Source organism: Francisella sp. 19S2-4 (assembly GCF_036281795.1).
Taxonomy (GTDB): Bacteria; Pseudomonadota; Gammaproteobacteria; order Francisellales; family Francisellaceae; genus Francisella.
The window spans coordinates 12,089-31,274 of record NZ_JAWUZH010000026.1; the positions used below are offsets into that span (position 1 = coordinate 12,089).

Here is a 19,186-nt window from a genome sequence, read left to right on the forward strand (position 1 = left end):
TTTAAATTATGCTATTAGTAATGGATGTAGGCAACTCTCATATACATATAGGAGTTTTTGAAGGTGAACAAATAGTTAGTCAAATTAGATATGCTACATCATCGGTTGATTCAACATCTGATCAGATGGGAGTTTTCTTAAAGCAAGCTTTGAGAGAAAATGGAGTAGACTTAGATAAAATAACTGGGTGTGCAATATCTTCTGTAGTGCCGCACCTTAACTATTCATTAGGTTCTGCGGTCATAAAATATTTTGATATAAAGCCGTTTTTTATTAGCATGGATAATACAGATCTTGATATGTCAGCAGTTGAAGCACATCAGGTCGGAGCTGATAGAATAGCTAGCTGTATTGGAGCGATAGCCGATCATCCCAATAAAGATCTATTAATAATAGATTTAGGTACGGCTACTACTTTTGATATTGTCACTAAAGATAGGAAATATCTAAGTGGTTCGATTATGCCTGGAGTTAAGTTATCATTAAATGCTTTATGTCAAGGAGCCTCTCAGTTATCGTCTATAACTATTGTAAAACCAGAAGTAGCTATTGGTTATGATACAAAGACAAATATTAGATCGGGATTATATTATGGGCATTTGGGAGCACTTAAAGAGCTTAAAAATAGAAGCTTAAAAGAGTTAGATGATACAAATATATATACAATAGCAACAGGAGGTTTTGCTAGTTTATTTAAAGATGAAGGTATATTTGATGAAATATCACCGGATTTAATTTTACGTGGGATAAGAATCGCATTTTTAGAAAATAATTAAGATCAAAAAGGTTTTTATAGATGTTAAAAAATAAAAAAGCTGTCATTTTATTGTTTGATTCATTCGGTATTGGTCAAGCACCTGATGCGGCAGAATTTGGTGATGAAGGTTCAGATACTTTAGGTCATATAGTAGAATATTTTAGTAACAATGTGATGAGTATTAAGTTGCCTAACCTTTCTAAAAGAGGACTTCAGAAGGTAGCAGAGTATAATAGAAAATCTCCATTGGCTCAGGATATTTCTCTATCTGATAATATTGTAAATGCAAAATATGGCTATTGTGCTGAAGTAAGTAAAGGTAAAGACACTCCAAGTGGGCACTGGGAGCTTGCAGGTGTTCCAGTTATGTTTGATTGGTATTATTTCACTGCAAAAGAAAGTCAAAGCTGCTTTGATCAGGAGTTTATTAATAGATGGGTCAAAGAAGCTGGACTTAAAGATGGTTTTATAGATGCAGGTCATGCATCTGGCACGGAAGTTATTAAAGAGCATGGTTGTGAAAGTTGTGTAACTAAAAAGCCTATAGTATATACATCTGCAGACAGTGTATTCCAAGTTGCTGCTCATGAAGATTACTATGGTTTAGATAAACTTTTAGATATCTGTAAGATTGCTCGAGAAATTCTTGATGATATGGGTATGAAGGTTGGTAGAGTTATTGCGCGTCCATTTATTGGTGAAGCTGCAGATGAATATGTTCGTACAGGTAATCGTAAGGACTTTTCTATTTTACCACCAGCACCAACTTTATTGGATAAGTTAAAGCAGGCTGGAGGTAAAGTTGTTTCAATTGGTAAGATTGCTGATATTTATGCAAATCAAGGTATTAGTAAGCAACTCAAAGCAACAGGTTTAGAGGAACTTTTTGATAAAACAGTATCTGAATATAAGTTGGCACAAGAAAATACACTCATATTTACTAACTTTGTTGATTTAGATTCAAGTTATGGACACCGTAGAGATCCTAAAGGTTATGGTAAAGCTCTAGAATATCTAGATGCAAGAATTCCTGATTTAGATAATTTATTAGATGATGATACGATTGTAATATTAGCTGCAGATCATGGTTGTGATCCAACAGCCCCAGGTTCTGATCATACAAGAGAATGTGTGCCATTTTTACTTTGGGGTAGAAATATAGAATCTGAATTTATTGGCCAGAGAGATACTTTTGCTGATATTGGTGAAAGTATTGCTGATTTTATGGGTGTTGAATCATTAAGTTTTGGGAAATCAATATTTGAGAAAAACTATGACGAGTAAACAAAAAATAGTATCGCTTATAGATTTAACACTATTAGGTGATAATGATACAGACAAAGATATACTTAAAATATGTTCTAAAGCTAGGAATTCTCTAGGAAATGTGGCTGCGTTATGTGTTTATAAGGAGTTTATCCCGGTTGTTAAAAAAGAACTTGGGACAGATTTTAAAGTTGCTACTGTGGTTAACTTCCCTAATGGTGATGCTAGTATAGAAGATATTATTAATGAAACAAAGCAAGCTCTAACATTAGGAGCTGATGAAATTGATTTAGTTATAGATTATAAAGAGTACATTGAAAAGTCATGCTCAGAAAAGTCAAAGCAAATGGTTTCTCAGGTCAAAACTCTTTGTGAAGATAAAACTCTCAAGGTAATAATAGAGTCTGGAGAACTTCAATCGCCAGAGCTAATTGAAAAAGTATCTTCTGATGCTATAAATGCAGGAGCTGACTTTATTAAAACATCAACAGGTAAGACTCGTGTCGGAGCAACCATTGAAGCAGCTGAGGCTATGTTGAAAACTATTAAAAAGTTAGATGAGAAAGTAGGTTTTAAGGCTTCTGGTGGGATAAAGAATTATACACAAGCAGTTGCATATGTTGAATTAGCTGATAAGATACTCAACAGTAATTATATAAATCCAAAAACCTTTAGGTTTGGTGTAAGTAGTCTTTTAGATAACTTACTTAATCATAAACAAGAGTGTATAGATGATTATTAAAACTTTATATTTTGTTTTAGGTCTTTTCGTAATTTATCTTTTAGCATATATTTGGAGTAATAATAGACAAGCTATTAGATATAAAAATCTTTTTATAATCCTCATAGTACAGCTTCTTCTAGCAAAATTCATGCTTAGTACAACAATAGGTATTGATATAATAAACTACATTAATGAAGGGTTTAAAGTTATATTAGCGAGTGCTCAAGTAGGAGTATCTTTTGTTTTTGGTAATTTGGCTGATTCAAAAGGATTTATATTTTTCTTTAATGCGGCTATGCCAATAGTACTAATGTCTGCGATTATTGGGATATTGCAGTATTTTAAAATTTTACAAATACTTGTAGTTGCAATAGGGAGTATTTTGGCAAAAGTTACAGGTATGGGTAAGCTAGAATCATTTAATGCTATTAGCTCTCTAAGTGTTGGTCAGTCTGAGAATTTTCTTTATTATAAAAAGATAATAAAATACCTACCTTCAAATGTACTTTATACAATGGCAGCTACGGCGATGTCAACGGTTTCGCTAGGTACAGCAGCTGCCTATATGACAATAATTAACCCGACTTATGTTTGTGTAGCTATAATTATGAACATGTTCGGAGCATTTTTTGTATTAAATATAATAAATCCTTATGAAAAAACTAAAGAAACATCATATCAGTTTTTAACTGAGCAAGTTGAAGATTTTGAAAAGCAAAGATTCTTTGAGATGCTATCAGAGTATATCTTGGATGGATTTAAGGTTGCTATAATTGTCTGTGTTATGGTCATGGGTTATATAGCTTTTCTTAATTTAGCAGATGCTATCTTTTCTAGCTTATTTGGTATTTCTTTGCGAGATATTTTAGGTTATGTTTTTTATCCAATTGCGTGGGTATTAAATATTCATGGTAATGAGGTGTTTTTATCAAGTCAAATCATGGGTACCAAGATAGTTACTAACGAATTTGTAGCAATGCAAGAGTTAGCTCAGCATGCAAAACAACTATCAGCTCATACAATAGCTGTAGTATCAGTGTTTTTAGTTTCTTTTGCTAATTTTGCATCTATTGGAATTATTATCGGTGCTATCCAAGCACTTGATAAGGATGCTTCAGTTAAAGTAGCAAGATTTAGTTTGAAGATTTTGTATGGAGCTGTGTTAGTTAGCTTTTTATCAGCAAATATAGTTGGATTTGTTATATCTGGAACATAGAGAGGTAGATGTGTTTGCAAAAGTGATATTTTTTTTAATAGGGTTGATAACTGTTTATCTCTTAGCGCTACTGTGGAGTAGTAATAGAAAAAAAGTTAAATATAAAAACTTACTTATTATATTAGTTGTTCAGTTAATTGTTTGTTATTTTATATTGCAGTCAAGTGAAGGTATAAAGCTTGTATCGCTTATTTCTGATGGGTTTAATAAGATACTATTACATGCTCATCAAGGCACAGCATTTGTTTTTGGAAGCTTAGCTGATACGAAGAAAAATGGTTTTGTTTTCTTTTTTAATGTTGGGATGCCGATAGTCCTTATTTCTGGAATAATAGGTGTTTTACAGTATTTTAAAATTTTACCATTTGTTATTAGAATTATAGGTTTTATTCTGACTAAAATTACTGGGATGGGTAAGCTTGAGTCATTTAATGCAGTAAGTTCTCTAACTGTAGGCCAGCAAGAGAATTTCCTTATATATAAGAAAATAATTGGTCACTTACCAGCTAATGTACTATATACAATGGCTGCCACAGCAATGTCTACAGTGTCACTGGCAATAGCTGGATCGTATATGTCAATTATCCAACCAAAATATGTATGTACAGCAATTGTTTTGAATATGTTAAGTACATTCTTTGTACTTCATATTATTAATCCATATGATAAAGACCCTAGTTTGGACTATGATAGCTTGCATCAAGATTACGAAGAAGAAAAGCAAAGCTTCTTTGAAATGTTATCAGAATACTTATTAGACGGTTTTAAGATTGCTGTAATTGTTTGTGCGATGCTTATTGGATTTATAGCACTGTTAAATTTGGTAGACAGTATATTTCAAGGAGTTTTAGGTATAACCTTTAGACAAATTTTAGGTTATATATTTTATCCTTTTGCATGGGTGCTAAATATTCACGGAAATGAGATATTTTTATCAAGCCAAATTATGGGTACAAAGATAGTTACTAATGAATTTGTAGCGATGCAAGAACTAAGTAAACATGCAAAAGATCTTTCAGAACATACTCAAGCTGTAGTTTCAGTATTTTTAGTTTCATTTGCTAATTTTTCATCGATTGGTATTATTGTTGGGGCAGTCCAAGCTCTTAATAAAGAAGCTTCAGTTAAAGTTGCAAGATTTAGTTTGAAGATTTTATACGGGGCAGTATTAGTTAGTTTGTTATCAGCTGTTATAGTTGGCTTTGTTATTTAAAGGTTTTGAAAAATGCAGAGTAAATTTATTGTAATAGAAGGTCTTGATGGTGCTGGTAAGAGTACAGCTATTGAGTTTATCAGAAAGTATTTACAGGAGAAAAACTTACCAGCTGTGTATACTCGTGAACCTGGTGGGACAAAAATAGCAGAAGATATTAGAAATTTAGCATTAAAAGATTATCCAGATGAATCGATACATTCTGACACGGAGTTGTTGTTAATGTATGCAAGTAGGTTGCAACATGTGCACAGCCTTATAAATCCATCTTTACAAAAAGGATTAAATGTAATTTCTGATAGGTTTTATTGGTCAAGTATTGCTTATCAAGGTGGTGGTAGAGGTATTGATTTAGAAAAGATAAATGCTTTAAATGATAACTTTCTTAAAAGCTGTGAACCTGATTTAATAATATATCTTGATATTGATCCTATAATAGGCTTGCAGAGAGCAAAAAAAGTAGGTAGCCCTGATAGGATAGAGAAGGCGGGTCTCGAGTTTTTCAATAGAACTAGGGAAGTTTTTAAGAGTCTTGTTAAAGAATCAGATAAAGCATTTGAAATCGATGCTTCCCAACCTATAGTAAATATTGAAAAACAAATATATCAAGTATTAGATGATCATTTTAGTTTTTAAAATGAAATATTTTTAGTAAACTTCCTTAATTAAAATTATTATATAAAATCGATAAAAATAAGAATTATTATGAGTGAATATCTAAAAGAAATTGCAAAACGTAGAACTTTTGCAATTATCTCGCATCCAGATGCGGGTAAAACGACTATTACAGAAAAAATGTTACTTTTTGGAAATGCTATTAAGACAGCAGGAACTGTTAAAGCAAAGAAAAGTGGTGTACATGCAACATCAGACTGGATGGAAATGGAAAAGCAAAGGGGTATTTCTATAACTACCTCGGTAATGCAGTTTCCATATAATGATCGCGTAGTTAACTTACTTGATACTCCAGGACATGAGGATTTCTCAGAAGATACATATCGTACGCTTACAGCAGTTGATTCGGCACTAATGGTTGTAGATGCGGTTAAAGGTGTTGAGGATAGAACTATTAAGCTAATGGCTGTTTGTCGTTTACGTGATACCCCTATTGTGACTTTCATGAACAAGTTTGATAGGGATACTCGTGATCCATTGGAGCTTTTAGATGAAGTTGAGGAAATTCTTAAAATCAAATGTGCTCCAATGAATTGGCCTATTGGTATGGGTAAATATTATAAAGGTATATATGATCTTTATAATGATGAGGTTACTTTATTTGAAACAGGTCATGGACATGAGATTCATCCATATAAAAAAATAAAGGGCTTAGAAAATGCTAAAGATGCTATAGGTTCAGATTTATACGATGATCTTGAAATGGAAATTGAACTTGTACGAGGTGCAAGTCATGAATTTGATGAGCAAGAATTCTTAGATGGTAAACTTACTCCCGTATATTTTGGTACAGCATTAAGTAATTTTGGTGTTAAGGAGATGATGGATGGTTTTACAAAATATGCTCCGGCGCCACAGCATCGTGAGTCTGACCAAAGAGAAGTTCAAGCTGATGAAGAGAAACTTACTGGATTTGTTTTTAAAATTCAGGCAAATATGGATGAAAAGCATCGAGATAGAATAGCATTTTTTAGAATTTGTTCTGGTAAATATGAAAAAGGAATGAAGGTTTTTCATGAAAGAACAGGTAAGATGATGCAGATATCAAAAGCTTTAACATTCATGGCTGGAGAAAGAGAGCAAGTTGAAGAAGGATATGCTGGGGATATTATTGGTTTGCATAATCATGGCAGTATTCAAATTGGAGATAGTTTTACTCAAGGAGAGAAATTAAAGTTCAAAGGAATACCAAACTTTGCTCCGGAGATATTTAAAAGAGTCAAGCTAAATGATCCTTTAAAGATGAAGGCGCTACAGAAAGGTTTGGTACAGCTTTCTGAAGAAGGAGCTACTCAAGTTTTTAAGCCTATTATATCTAACGATCTTGTTGTTGGAGCAGTTGGTGTTTTACAATTTGATGTGGTTGCTCAACGTTTAGCAACGGAATATAACGTTAAATGCTCTTATGAAGGCGTTAATGTGGTGTTAACTCGTTGGATTTTTTGTGATGATGATAAAAAACTTAATGATTTTAAGAAAAAATATGAGGCAAATTTAGCATATGATGGAGCTGGATATCTTGCGTATCTTGCTCCTACGGGAGTTAATTTGCAGTTAGCTAAGGATAAAAATCCAGATATTATATTTAGTGCAACGAGAGAGCATTAGAGTCATATGCTTTTTAAGTAGAAAAAATATGCTATAATTTTAAAGTCTTTGTATATAGGTTATTAGGGTGCTAAATGTTTTTTAAAGGTATCAATAAAATTCTTATTGCTGGAGCTGCTTTAGTAGCTATACAGCCAGCTTTCTCAATGGAAATATACACCGTTAAGCCAGGTGATTATTTATATAAAATAGCAAAAAGCCATTCTGTAAAAGGGATAAGTAACTCTGAACTGACAGATTCTATAAAAGGGATAAATAAATCAGAAATCCCTGGTATTGTAGATAATCGTATAAAAGTAGGTGATAAATTAGCTATACCAACAACAAAAGGTGAGGTTGAGGATGGTCTAACTTTGGTAAGAAACCAAATGATTCAAGGATCTTATGATCAATCAAACAATACTACTTCATCTACACCGAGTGATTCTAGTGAATCAATATCTGATAATAATTCTATGAATTCAGTACAGAATCAGGTAGTGCCACCAACATCAACTGCAATCAGTCAGGATAGAATACCCGTACTACTTCCAGGAGATGAAAACTCTGTAAATAATAGTGATGCTCCAGTTACTTATGGTAATAATTTAGATAGTGGTATTGATCCTAATAGTGTAAATGAAACTGCTTCTGTTGATAATAGTGAAAATTCAGGGTCTTTCTTTTCTTCATTATTTAACTTAGTGGTTTATATAGTTATTTTTGGAATAATATTCTTTATAGCTAGAAAATTTTGGACAGGTAGAAATACTAAAAAAGAACTCGAATTAGAGATTATTGGAAAAAGAAAAAGGGATCATCTAATGTCCAGAATTTCCCCTGTGGTATCAGATAATGACTTTTATAAATCTGATAATTCACATCAACAGACGCCACAAGAAGAGTTTGATTTCTTTACTAATAATGAAGAATCAGTTTCTCAAGAGAGTCTTAATTTAGATCAATCAAAATCTAATATTAATGAAGAATCAAAAGATATAAATGTTAATAACTTGGAAAATAGTTCTCTGAGTCAAAAAAATGTAGCTATTAAAACAGAGAAGGGTGTAGTGTTTGAAACTACTAGTGAAGATGTTATTATTAGTAACAATGATCATGAGGTTGAAGAGATTAATTCTCAAGACCAAGCTGAGTTAGAACTACAATATATAGATGAGCTTATAGAGCAATACTTGGAAAGTGAAAAGTATCTTGAAGCAAGTATTACAATACAAGATGCATTAGAGAAAAATCCAAATAATATTGATTTACGTTATAAACTTTTAGAAGTTTATGCTCAGGCTGGCGATGAAATTGCTTTTGAAGGTGAGGTTCATTTTATTAAATCGAAGAACATCGTTAGTATGTTTGATCCTTTACATCAAAAGATTGCTAAGCTTAGAGATAAATACTTTGAATAATCTTATTTTGAATAATTTTTAGAGAAAAAAATGCTTTTTAAAAAGAAAAAGAATGTTGAGAATAAGGATACTTCTTTAACTCAACCAGAAAGTAATAAAAAAGGACTATTTTCTAGATTACAGTCTGGACTTTCAAAAACTGCAAGTAAATTTGGAGGTGGTTTAAGCACAATATTAATGGGGCAAAAAGTTGTTGATGAAGATCTTCTTGAAGATATAGAAATGCAACTTTTAACTGCAGATGTTGGTGTTGAGGCTACAGATGAAATAATAGAGCATCTACGTGATAAGGTAGCTAGAAATGAGTTACAAACAGCAGATAAACTTAAAGAAATAATTCAGCAGAAATTAACAGAAATAATTTCACCTTGTCAGAAGCCATTAGAAATTGACTCAGATAAAACTCCTTATGTAATACTTGTGGTAGGTGTTAATGGTGTTGGTAAGACTACAACTATAGGCAAACTAACTAAGAAGCTTCAGTTGCAAGGTAAGTCTGTTATGCTCGCCGCTGGAGATACCTTTAGAGCTGCAGCGGTAGAACAGCTTCGTGAATGGGGAGATAGAAATAAAACTCAAGTTGTATATCAGCATGAAGGTGCTGATAGTGCTTCTGTTATATATGATGCTATTAGCTCAGCTAAATCAAAAAATATAGATGTAGTAATTGCTGATACTGCTGGTAGGTTACATAATAAAGATAATCTTATGCAAGAGCTTAAAAAAGTTGTGAAGGTTATTAAAAAAGTAGATGGATCTGCTCCCCATGAAGTTATGCTCGTAGTAGATGCAACAACTGGAGGAAATGCTCTTAGCCAAGCTGAAGCTTTTCATGAAATAGTTGATCTTACTGGTATAACTATAACAAAACTAGATGGTACAGCTAAAGGAGGGATTATTTTCTCAATAGCTAGAAAGCTTGGGTTACCTCTTAGGTTTATAGGGGTCGGTGAAAAAATAGATGATCTTCAGGTTTTTGATGCTAAAGATTTTACAAGAGCTCTTTTTGGTACTAAGTAAATTAACATAAAAAACTCTTAATTTAATATATTTTTTTATCTATTGATTTTATCTAATAAATATTGCAAACTTTGACTAATTTTTTATTCCATGTATTGTTTAATGAGAAGAGCAATAACCTTACTTTTTATTCAACTGATTGCTTCTGTAGCTTTTTTTATAGCAACCGTAATAATAGCCAGATATCTTGGTCCCTAGGATTTCGGAGACTTTTCTGCTGCTTATAGTGTTGCATCAGTTGCTTATATAGTGTCTCTTTTAGGTGCTGATGTCATTGTAATGAATGTAATAGCGGTCTCTATGAAGTATCAAAAAAAAGGAGAGGTAAAAGCCTTTATAGTATATGTATTTATTATAGTCGCTATCTTAAGTATTTTTTATTACTTAGTCGCAGCATCTGCTTACTGGATATCAGAAAATATATTTTTACTTAAGTACAATCATCCAGTTTTTGTTGCTGTAATTTTTATTCCAATTATGGCATTAACTTTTTTCTTTTATAGAGTTTTGATCTCATTTTCTAAGCCAATATTAGCAAACGTGCTTTTTAAAATACTTATAAATTTTTCTATGCTATTTTTAGCATGTCTGATGTTTTTCGTGGAAGCTTTTAGAAGTCCTCATATAGCTGTAATATTATTTATGCTGGCTTGGATCATAACATTTATAGCGATGCTATTTATTTTAGCTAAAAAAATGAAAATATTTGCTGCAGTTAGGGATGAAATAAAATATAAAAACTGGCTTAATTCTGGACTTTCCGGATTACCTTATACTTTAGCATTATTTACTTTGCCGTATTTAGCTGTTATTGGAGCTGAAGTCTTTTTAGCTAATGAAGATAGTGTTGGGATTTTTGCTACAGCAGCATCTTTTTCACAAATAATAGCAAATAATTTTATAGCATGCATACAATCAATTGCCTTAGCGCCCATAGCTATAGCTATTTATAACAAACAATTTTTTGAGGTTAGAACAATTATAAAGAAAAATTTTATCGTCACAGGTGGATTGTGTATCATACTTGTCTTTATTATATTCTTTTTCGGGAAATACTTTTTGTTAATTTATGGTGAAAAGTATACAGTTGGTAATAATATATTAACTACTTTTATGGTAACACAAAGTGTAATTTTAACAGGATGTTTAGCTGCTCCTATACTTCTTTATTTCAAAAAAAATAAATTCGTTTTTTTGAGCTCTATAATGCTTATGGTTTTTTTGGTTATATTTATAAGTATCTTAGGGTATTTCTATCAAGAAGAAGGACTAGCTTTGGGGGTCTTACTTGCTGTGTTCATAATTTTTATAATTCAAAATGTATATGCATATAAATTAACATTTAAAGTTTAATTATAATTCATCAAAATTTAATCTTCATTAAGATTTATTGACTTTTACATTTAGTTATATACAAATTGCTAGATTTCTAAGATTTGCTCATATAAGATGAAAATTAGCATTATTCTTTCTCTTTCTGAGAGAGATCTGTTATTGCTGTCCAATTTTAAATATGAGGTAATATATGTCGGAAATAAGTAAGGGAAATATTCGAACTCCTTTTTGGGTTTTATGGACTCTTGAGCTATGGGAGCGCTTTGGTTATTACGGGTTGCAGGCAATTTTAGCAATATATTTTGCTAAACATTTAGGTTTAGGTGATGCTGAAGCAATGTTGATTTTTGGTTCTTTTTCAGCCCTTTTATACGGTGGTCAATTGATAGGTGGTTGGATAGGTGATAATTATCTAGGAGCAAAAAGAACAATTTTTATTGGAGCGGGAATCTTATTTATATCATATTTTAGCTTAAGTATATCCGCAAACTTATCGGAGACATTTGGTATTGCTGAAAAGTCAGTAGTTATGTATGCATTAGCTGGCGTAGCGATTGGCGGAGGATTATTCAAAGCAAACCCGAGCTCTCTTATTTCAAAACTATATGAAAAAGGTGATCCAGCTCTAGATGGCGCTATGACTCTTTACTATATGGCTATTAATATTGGCTCTTTTGTATCAATGTTACTTACTCCAATTGTTGCTGCTAAATATGGTTATATGCACGCTTTTTTCTGTTCAGCATTTGGTATGTTTCTAGGTTTGGTCAGTTACACTATTTTTTATCCTAAGATTAAGCATGTTATGACTGAAGCTGGATCAAGGAAAATGAGTTATTCAAAAATGGTTGTCGTAATTGCTGGGGCTTTTGTAGCAATATTACTAATTGGAAATATTCTTGAGAATACTAATTTATGTAGAATAATTGTTGCTGTAATAACTATTGGAGCATTGATATATTTCTTTATGCAAATGTTTCAACAAGATAAACATGAGCAAAAAAGAATGATTGTAGCTTTGATATTGATTATTCAAGGTGTTATTTTCTTTGTGTTATATCAGCAAATGCCTACATCATTAAACTTCTTTGCGGTAAATAATGTTGATACGCACTTCCTTGGAATGAGTTTAGAACCAGAACAGTGGCAAGTATTAAACCCTATTGTGATTGTATTAATGTCGCCGATACTATCTGTTTTATATAAAAAGGTACCAGGAACGCATGTGACAAAGTTTTGTTTTGGTATGACTCTTTGTGCGTTGGCATTCTTAGTTTTGTATCTTCCTCAGTTTACAACAACTACAGGTATAGTTTCTGGATGGTGGCTTGTACTTAGTTATTGGTTACAGTCGACTGGCGAATTATTAATATCGGCATTAGGGTTATCAATGGTAGCTGAACTATTTCCAAGAAAGATGAGTGGTTTTGCTTTAGGTATGTGGGCCTTAACAACGATGGTTGCAGGTCCTATTGGGGGGATCGTAGGCGCTCTAACAGCTCCTGAACCAGGTCAGCACTTTACTAAACTTGAAAGTATATCTGTTTATGGTCATGTATTTTTAGAAATAGGTATATTTGTGGCAGTTGTAGCTATTATCATGTGGATATCTAGAGGCTGGTTGAATAACGTTATTGAAAGTACAAGAGCTCATGTTAATGAAACTTTGCATAATCCAAATGAGGATTTTCTATTGGATAAAGGCCACTAAGTCTTTTAAATATTGTATCTATTTCCTTTATTAAATTATAACTATTTTTAAAACCTTATAAATAAAGGTTTTAAAAGGTCAAAGAGGCTTTATTTTTTGTTATAGAAACATAAATAAAAACCAAGCCTAAATTTATTTTAATATATCTGCTATGACAACTTATAGATTTATAAAAATTACTTATATAAGATGAAGAAGAGCGTTATATGCCTATGCTATTTTTGGTTAGGCTAATTAAGATATTAATTTTAAATATAAGGAAAATTAAGAAATGTCAGAAATGAATAAGGGAAGTATGCGAGCTCCTTTTTGGGTTTTATGGACCCTTGAATTGTGGGAGAGATTCGGATTTTATGGTTTACAAGCTATATTAGCTGTTTACTTTACAAAGCGTTTAGGCTTTAGCGAAGGCGATTCTATGCTTATTTTCGGCTCATTTTCAGCTCTTTTGTATGGAGGGCCGTTAATAGGTGGTTGGATAGGAGATAATTATCTAGGAGCAAAAAGAACAGTTGCTGTAGGAGCAACAATTTTATTTTTATCTTATTTGTGTTTAAGCTTATCATCTATTATTGCTGGTATTATAAATGTAGGCAGTGCCTCTGTAGTTCTTTATTCTCTAGCAGGTGTTGCAATTGGTGGAGGCTTATTTAAACCAAACCCAACCTCATTAATCTCAAAGCTTTTCAAAAAAGGTGATCCTGCGCAGGATGGTGCTATCACTCTTTATTATATGGCTATTAATATAGGTTCATTCTTCTCTATGCTGATGACTCCTATTATTGCTGTGAAATATGGTTATACGCATGCATTTTTAGTTTCTGCAGTAGGTATGTTTTTAGGTTTACTTTGCTATACTATTTTTTATTCAAAAATGTCTCATATAGCTAGTGAAGCGGGTCTAAAGAAATTTAGCTTTGGTAAGTTATTAGTGGTTTTGATTGGTTGTGTCATTGGTATTGCAATTGTTGGAAGTATTCTAGAAAACACGCAAGTCTGTAGAATAATTGTAACTATTATAACTGTAATAGCCATTGTATATTTCTTTGTGAAAATGGGACAACAAAATTCTCATGAAAGAAAGAGAATGATTGTGGCATTTATCTTGATTATACAAGGTGTGATATTTTTTGTGCTGTATCAACAAATGCCTACATCCTTAAACTTCTTTGCTATTAATAATGTTGATAAGACTTTCTTAGGTTTAACAATTCAACCAGAACAATGGCAGGTATTGAATCCTTTAGTTATTGTTATAATGTCACCAATTTTATCTGTAGTTTATAAGAAAATTCCAGGGACTCATATTACTAAATTTTGTATTGGTATGACACTTTGTGCATTAGCATTCTTAGTTTTATACTTCCCTCAATTTACAACATCCAATGGTATTGTATCTGGATGGTGGTTAGTATTAAGCTATTGGTTACAATCTACAGGTGAGTTATTAATTTCTGCTCTTGGTTTATCAATGGTTGCTGAGCTTTTCCCTTCAAAAATGGGTGGTTTTGCACAAGGCATGTGGTTGATTACAACGATGGTTGCAGGGCCTATAGGTGGTTTTGTAGGTGCTTTAACAGCTCCTCCAGCAGGACAGAATTTCACTAAATTACAGAGTATTGCGGTTTATGGTCATGTATTCTTAGTTATAGGTATAGTAGTAGTTATAATCGCTATTATAATGTGGGCAATACGTGGTTGGTTAAACAAAGTTATCAATAGTACTTTAGACTATGTTCAAACTTTACATAATCCAAATGAAGAGTCTGCAAACTTAATTAAATAATAAAAGTCTCAATTAATCTTCTAATTTTTTGTTAAAATACTTTCAGCTATTTTAAAAGTATAATTTCTAATGTCTAATAAATTTTTATCAGGATTAAATCCTCAACAACAAAAAGCAACTTTGCTAGAAGATCGTAATTCTTTAATATTAGCAGGTGCAGGTAGTGGTAAAACAAAAGTTCTCACATCACGAATAGCATACCTCTGTCAAAATAAAGGGGTGGCGATAGATAATATCTTAGCAGTGACATTTACTAATAAAGCCGCTAGAGAGATTCAACGAAGAGTTGAGAGGATGTTGGGTATATCTACATTTGGTATGTGGATTGGAACTTTTCATGGTATTGCACATAGATTATTACGTAAGCATGCGCATGAGTTGGGTCTAGATAAAAACTTTAGAATACTTGATCAAGATGAACAAGCCCAGCTTATAAAGAGAGTGATAAAAGATCTGGAATTGGATGATAAAAAATATCCGCCTAAATTATTACAGAACTTTATAAATAAGCAAAAAGACAAAGCTATAAGGAGTAATAAGCTTGTGGAGCAATATGATGCAAATTATAGTCATATTTATAAAGCTTATGAAGAACGTTTACTTTTAGATAATGCTTTAGATTTTGCAGATTTACTCTTATATTTATATGAGCTTTTTTCTTTAAATCAATATTTGAGAGAGTATTACCAAAGTTTATTTAAATATATCCTTATTGATGAGTTTCAAGATACAAACCAAGTGCAATATATGTGGTTAAAGCTTTTAGTTACAGATAACAATTATACTATGGCTGTTGGTGATGATGATCAGTCAATATACGGTTGGCGTGGAGCAGTTGTAGATAATATTCATAATTATGTTAAAGATATAAATAATGTTGAGGTTATAAAGTTAGAGCAAAATTATCGCTCGACTAAGAATATTCTAAAAGCAGCAAACTCAGTAATTAAGAATAATGATAATAGAATGTCAAAAGAGCTATGGTCAGCTGCTGAGGAGGGTGAGAAAGTTGAAGTTTACTGTGCAGTAAATGAGCGTGATGAAGCTAAATATATAATAGAAAAAGTAAGGCAATTATATAGTGATGGTGTTAACTATAGTGATATTGCTATTTTATATCGTTCAAACTATTTATCACGTGTTCTTGAAGAGAGTTGTATATATGCAAGTATTCCTTATAGGATATATGGAGGTTTCAAGTTCTTTGATAGAGCAGAGGTTAAAGATGCTTTAGCTTATCTAAGATTAGCGGTAACAAATAATGATAATTTGGCATTTGAGAGGATTATTAATACTCCTGCTAGAGGTATTGGTAATAAAACTCTAGAGACAATTAGGAATCTTGCACAGATAAATTCTATATCATATTGGAAGGCAACAATTGAAGTTGTCCAAAGAGAGCTTGTTACTAAAAGAACAGCAGGATTACTTTTAAAGTTTATTGAATTGATCAATGCTATATCTAGCCAGATTAGCGAACTAAGTTTAGATAAATTGCTAGAGAGTGTTATTAGTGAAAGTGGTTTATTAGCTTCTTATGAGGAGAAAAATACTGAAAAAGATCGGCAAAAAATAGATAACTTAAAAGAACTTATAAGTGCAGCAAAAGATTTTGAGCCACAAATAGAGTTGCTTGATGATAACACAGATATTTTGCAAGACTTCTTATCATTTGCTGTATTAGAGGCGGGAGATATGCAGGCTGATGAAACTGTAGATAGTATTCAACTAATGACTATACATGCATCAAAAGGTTTAGAGTTTAAGCATGTATTTATTGTTGCTGCTGAAGAAGGAGTTTTTCCTCCAAGTTCCATAATTAATGCAGAAGAAGCATTTGATAGTAAGTACTCAAAAAAAATGCAGGAAAAGCTAGCTGAAGAAAGAAGATTATTTTATGTGGCAATAACTCGAGCAATGATAGCTTTGACTATTAGCTATGCTCAAGTACGTAATATATTTGGGCGTAGTAGTTTTCAAGTTAAGTCTCGTTTTTTAACAGAGATCGATGAGGAGCATTTAAATGAAGGTAAGAGCCATACTATAAATAAACCAAAAACTAAGATAAGGCAAAAATCTAATTTTGGAGTTTCTGCATTCGATTTTCTTAAGTCAAATAATTCTAAAGGAGGTAGTTTTAATCCGGGAGATAGGGTTTATCATAAAGTTTTTGGTAAAGGTGTATTCATTAAGGCACAATCACAGGGAACTAAAGAGTTTTTTACTGTTGATTTTGGTAGTGATGTAGGTCAAAAGATACTTTTAGCAGATATTGCAAATTTAGTAAAAGTTTAACTCATAGTAACATTGAATATTCAAAATATATTGATTAACTAGAGAAGTGGTTTCTAGTTTTTAAATATAATATATGCTGTTGCATATTGAGCAAATAACTATATAATGATAATATTTATTGATCACTTGTTCAATTTATTGTTTGCTCAGGGCTAGCAATTATGAAATATAAAAAACCTCTTATAAAAATTATAGTTATTGCTTTAGGCTTAATTATTCTTTTTGAAATTTATACAAGCTTTGATGAGCTATTTGCAAGAGATGCTTATTTGTATAGTAATATATCGAGAGTTAATTCTCAGGTTAGTGGTCAGGTACTTAAAATAAATGTACATGATGGACAGTCTGTTCAGGCAGGAAATGTATTGTTTGAGATTGATTGTAAAGATCAAAGATTAAAAAGAAATACAATTCAAGCAAGTATAGATTTCCAAGAAAATTATAAAAAAAGTTTGTTTGAAACTCTTAAATTAGCGGAAGAAAATTATGAAAATGCAAAATTAAGTTTAAACATTTCAGATCAAGACATTCTTAGATATAAAAAATTACTTCAGGAAAAAGCTATTTCTGATGTTGAGTATGCTATAAAGATGCATAAATATATTGATCAGCAGACAAACCTTTTAAGGTCTAAACAAGGAGTCCAAGAGGTAACTACTAATTTAATTAATACTAGCGATCAGATTAAGATTTTAAAAACTCAAGAAAAACAAGTTGAGAATCAATTAGATGAGTGTGAGGTTAGAGCGAAGATAACTGGTAAAATAACTAACCTTAGACTCGCTACAGGTGATTACGTTACAGCAGGTAAATCATTATTTTCAATTATTGATAATAATAATTGGAAAGTTATTGCAAATGTTAAAGAGTCTTATTTATCTTCAGTAAAAGTTGGACAAAAAGTTAGCATAACAACTAGTTTAACTGGTTTACATCTTTTAACGGGTACAGTTATACATAAGGATATTGCTATAAGTAAACCTGAATATAGTAAAAATACGGCTTTGCCAGACATTAATCCAAATGTTGACTGGATTAAGTTAGATAAACGTTTTCCTGTTATAATTAGAGTAGATAAAACTGATTTAAGTAATGACTTTTCAGTAGGAGCAGATGCTCATGTCTGGTTTATTTAAAGAGTTATTCTATATAGAGTACTCTAGTTTAAATTTAAAGATTTCAATTGTTGGAGCTATAGTTTGTCTAGTAAGTATATTTACTTGTATCGCCTTACATGTGGAGAATCCTTTTTGGGCTGCACCAGCTGTGCTTGCAGTTATAAGTCCAAATCTTAATGTGATTTTATATAAAGCTCCAAGGCGACTTTTAGCTACTTTAATAGGCAGTTTAATAGCTATTTCTATAGTTTTAACTTTTTCAAATTATCCATTCTTAACTTTAATAATAATATTATTTTTAGGAGCGATTATTTTATATTTATCGAAAATCACTACAGAGAATTATTTTGATTTATTTCTAGCTGTTCATATATTGTTCTTAGGAATTGCTCTTGTCTTTGATCCTGCAGAAGGATACAGTGTTGCTGAAAATAGACTTATTGCTAATATTATTGGTATTACTATTACATGTATAGTTTTTTCTTTTATTTATAAATTACCAAAGGGGGCACAGGTTAGTCCAAAAAAATCATCAAGTAGCGAAGGTGTTTCGTATACATCTATTCTTATGATATCAATTATACTAGCAGTGATAGTTTGGGAAATATTTAAAGTTCCAGGAGGATCTTTGAATATGATTATTTCTATAATTACCATAGCTGGCATGAATGATAGTTCTAGTTTGCTTAAAGGTAAGCAGCGATTATTTGGTTGTCTTGTTGGAGTTTGTGCAGCACTTATTGCTATTGGATTGTCATCTATTAGTATGATTATGTTTTTTATTAGTTGTTTTTGCTTTCTTACTATATTTTCCTATTATAATTTATCTCATGAAAAGCATACATATGGCGGTATTCAGGCTGCAATGGGGTTTGTTGTGATGTGTTTTCCTAATGCTAGTATGGAAATATCAGTTGCAGGAGGATTCTACAGGGCTTTAGGTGTTTTTCTAGGTGTTGTTATTGTGGATTCTGTTTTTAGAACCTTTAAAAGACTGTTGAATAAATCTTTCAATTTCTATGAATAGGAATATTTTTGCTATTTTTAGTAAAAACTTAGCCT

General features: G+C 31.7%; 15 protein-coding genes. All 15 read left to right on the forward strand.

Annotated elements, in window-relative coordinates; all coding sequences use genetic code 11:
- Nucleotides 1–8 precede the first annotated feature (8 nt).
- The 15 genes from R8535_RS06870 to R8535_RS06940 all read left to right on the forward strand — a co-directional run bounded on the left by R8535_RS06870 (nt 9) and on the right by R8535_RS06940 (nt 19,151).
- Nucleotides 9–776 (forward strand): type III pantothenate kinase, encoded by a 768-nt coding sequence (locus R8535_RS06870; protein WP_329497782.1) that lies wholly within the window; start codon nt 9–11, stop codon nt 774–776.
- Nucleotides 777–796: 20 nt separating this feature from the next.
- The gene (locus tag R8535_RS06875; protein ID WP_329497780.1) at nt 797–2,041 is read left to right on the forward strand and encodes a phosphopentomutase; all 1,245 of its coding nucleotides are present in this window, start codon (nt 797–799) and stop codon (nt 2,039–2,041) included.
- Nucleotides 2,004–2,765: a deoxyribose-phosphate aldolase gene (gene deoC, locus R8535_RS06880; protein WP_442902168.1), complete on the forward strand. Its 762-nt coding sequence runs from the start codon at nt 2,004–2,006 to the stop codon at nt 2,763–2,765. Before R8535_RS06875 ends, deoC begins: the two co-directional genes overlap by 38 nt.
- Nucleotides 2,755–3,963, forward strand: a complete 1,209-nt coding sequence (locus tag R8535_RS06885) for a NupC/NupG family nucleoside CNT transporter (RefSeq protein WP_329497776.1) — start codon at nt 2,755–2,757, stop codon at nt 3,961–3,963. The genes deoC and R8535_RS06885 overlap by 11 nt, the downstream gene beginning before the upstream one ends.
- Before the next feature lie 10 nt (nt 3,964–3,973).
- Nucleotides 3,974–5,176 carry a NupC/NupG family nucleoside CNT transporter gene (locus R8535_RS06890; RefSeq protein WP_329497775.1) on the forward strand — a complete coding sequence of 401 codons (1,203 nt, stop codon included), beginning with the start codon at nt 3,974–3,976 and terminating at the stop codon, nt 5,174–5,176.
- A gap of 12 nt (nt 5,177–5,188) precedes the next feature.
- Nucleotides 5,189–5,812, forward strand: coding sequence for a dTMP kinase (gene tmk / locus R8535_RS06895; protein WP_329497774.1), 624 nt, complete (start codon nt 5,189–5,191; stop codon nt 5,810–5,812).
- Between the two features lie 69 nt (nt 5,813–5,881).
- On the forward strand, nt 5,882–7,459 hold the full coding sequence (locus R8535_RS06900; RefSeq protein ID WP_329497772.1) for a peptide chain release factor 3: 1,578 nt from the start codon (nt 5,882–5,884) through the stop codon (nt 7,457–7,459).
- A 74-nt stretch (nt 7,460–7,533) separates the two neighbouring features.
- A complete protein-coding gene (locus R8535_RS06905; protein ID WP_329497770.1) occupies nt 7,534–8,859 on the forward strand; it encodes a LysM peptidoglycan-binding domain-containing protein in 1,326 nt (441 codons plus the stop codon).
- Nucleotides 8,860–8,889: 30 nt separating this feature from the next.
- Nucleotides 8,890–9,879 (forward strand): signal recognition particle-docking protein FtsY, encoded by a 990-nt coding sequence (gene ftsY, locus R8535_RS06910; protein ID WP_329497768.1) that lies wholly within the window; start codon nt 8,890–8,892, stop codon nt 9,877–9,879.
- Nucleotides 9,880–10,128: 249 nt separating this feature from the next.
- Complete coding sequence (locus tag R8535_RS06915) at nt 10,129–11,232, forward strand: hypothetical protein (RefSeq protein ID WP_329497766.1); 1,104 nt, start codon at nt 10,129–10,131, stop codon at nt 11,230–11,232.
- 172 nt (nt 11,233–11,404) lie between these two features.
- Nucleotides 11,405–12,925: an oligopeptide:H+ symporter gene (locus R8535_RS06920; RefSeq protein ID WP_329497763.1), complete on the forward strand. Its 1,521-nt coding sequence runs from the start codon at nt 11,405–11,407 to the stop codon at nt 12,923–12,925.
- Between the two features lie 271 nt (nt 12,926–13,196).
- Nucleotides 13,197–14,711, forward strand: a complete 1,515-nt coding sequence (locus R8535_RS06925; RefSeq protein WP_329497762.1) for an oligopeptide:H+ symporter — start codon at nt 13,197–13,199, stop codon at nt 14,709–14,711.
- A 69-nt stretch (nt 14,712–14,780) separates the two neighbouring features.
- Nucleotides 14,781–17,006 (forward strand): UvrD-helicase domain-containing protein, encoded by a 2,226-nt coding sequence (locus R8535_RS06930; RefSeq protein WP_329497760.1) that lies wholly within the window; start codon nt 14,781–14,783, stop codon nt 17,004–17,006.
- Nucleotides 17,007–17,167: 161 nt separating this feature from the next.
- On the forward strand, nt 17,168–18,142 hold the full coding sequence (locus tag R8535_RS06935) for an HlyD family secretion protein (RefSeq protein WP_329497758.1): 975 nt from the start codon (nt 17,168–17,170) through the stop codon (nt 18,140–18,142).
- Complete coding sequence (locus tag R8535_RS06940; protein WP_329497756.1) at nt 18,126–19,151, forward strand: FUSC family protein; 1,026 nt, start codon at nt 18,126–18,128, stop codon at nt 19,149–19,151. Before R8535_RS06935 ends, R8535_RS06940 begins: the two co-directional genes overlap by 17 nt.
- Nucleotides 19,152–19,186: the final 35 nt, after the last annotated feature.

What these genes read in the sequence shown, in the direction of transcription:
- R8535_RS06870 (WP_329497782.1), top strand. Translation starts at nt 9, where the DNA reads ATGCTATTAGTAATGGATGTAGGCAACTCTCATATACATATAGGAGTT.
- R8535_RS06875 (WP_329497780.1), top strand. Translation starts at nt 797, where the DNA reads ATGTTAAAAAATAAAAAAGCTGTCATTTTATTGTTTGATTCATTCGGT.
- R8535_RS06885 (WP_329497776.1), top strand. Translation starts at nt 2,755, where the DNA reads ATGATTATTAAAACTTTATATTTTGTTTTAGGTCTTTTCGTAATTTAT.
- tmk (WP_329497774.1), top strand. Translation starts at nt 5,189, where the DNA reads ATGCAGAGTAAATTTATTGTAATAGAAGGTCTTGATGGTGCTGGTAAG.
- R8535_RS06900 (WP_329497772.1), top strand. Translation starts at nt 5,882, where the DNA reads ATGAGTGAATATCTAAAAGAAATTGCAAAACGTAGAACTTTTGCAATT.
- R8535_RS06905 (WP_329497770.1), top strand. Translation starts at nt 7,534, where the DNA reads ATGTTTTTTAAAGGTATCAATAAAATTCTTATTGCTGGAGCTGCTTTA.
- ftsY (WP_329497768.1), top strand. Translation starts at nt 8,890, where the DNA reads ATGCTTTTTAAAAAGAAAAAGAATGTTGAGAATAAGGATACTTCTTTA.
- R8535_RS06920 (WP_329497763.1), top strand. Translation starts at nt 11,405, where the DNA reads ATGTCGGAAATAAGTAAGGGAAATATTCGAACTCCTTTTTGGGTTTTA.
- R8535_RS06925 (WP_329497762.1), top strand. Translation starts at nt 13,197, where the DNA reads ATGTCAGAAATGAATAAGGGAAGTATGCGAGCTCCTTTTTGGGTTTTA.
- R8535_RS06930 (WP_329497760.1), top strand. Translation starts at nt 14,781, where the DNA reads ATGTCTAATAAATTTTTATCAGGATTAAATCCTCAACAACAAAAAGCA.
- R8535_RS06935 (WP_329497758.1), top strand. Translation starts at nt 17,168, where the DNA reads ATGAAATATAAAAAACCTCTTATAAAAATTATAGTTATTGCTTTAGGC.
- R8535_RS06940 (WP_329497756.1), top strand. Translation starts at nt 18,126, where the DNA reads ATGTCTGGTTTATTTAAAGAGTTATTCTATATAGAGTACTCTAGTTTA.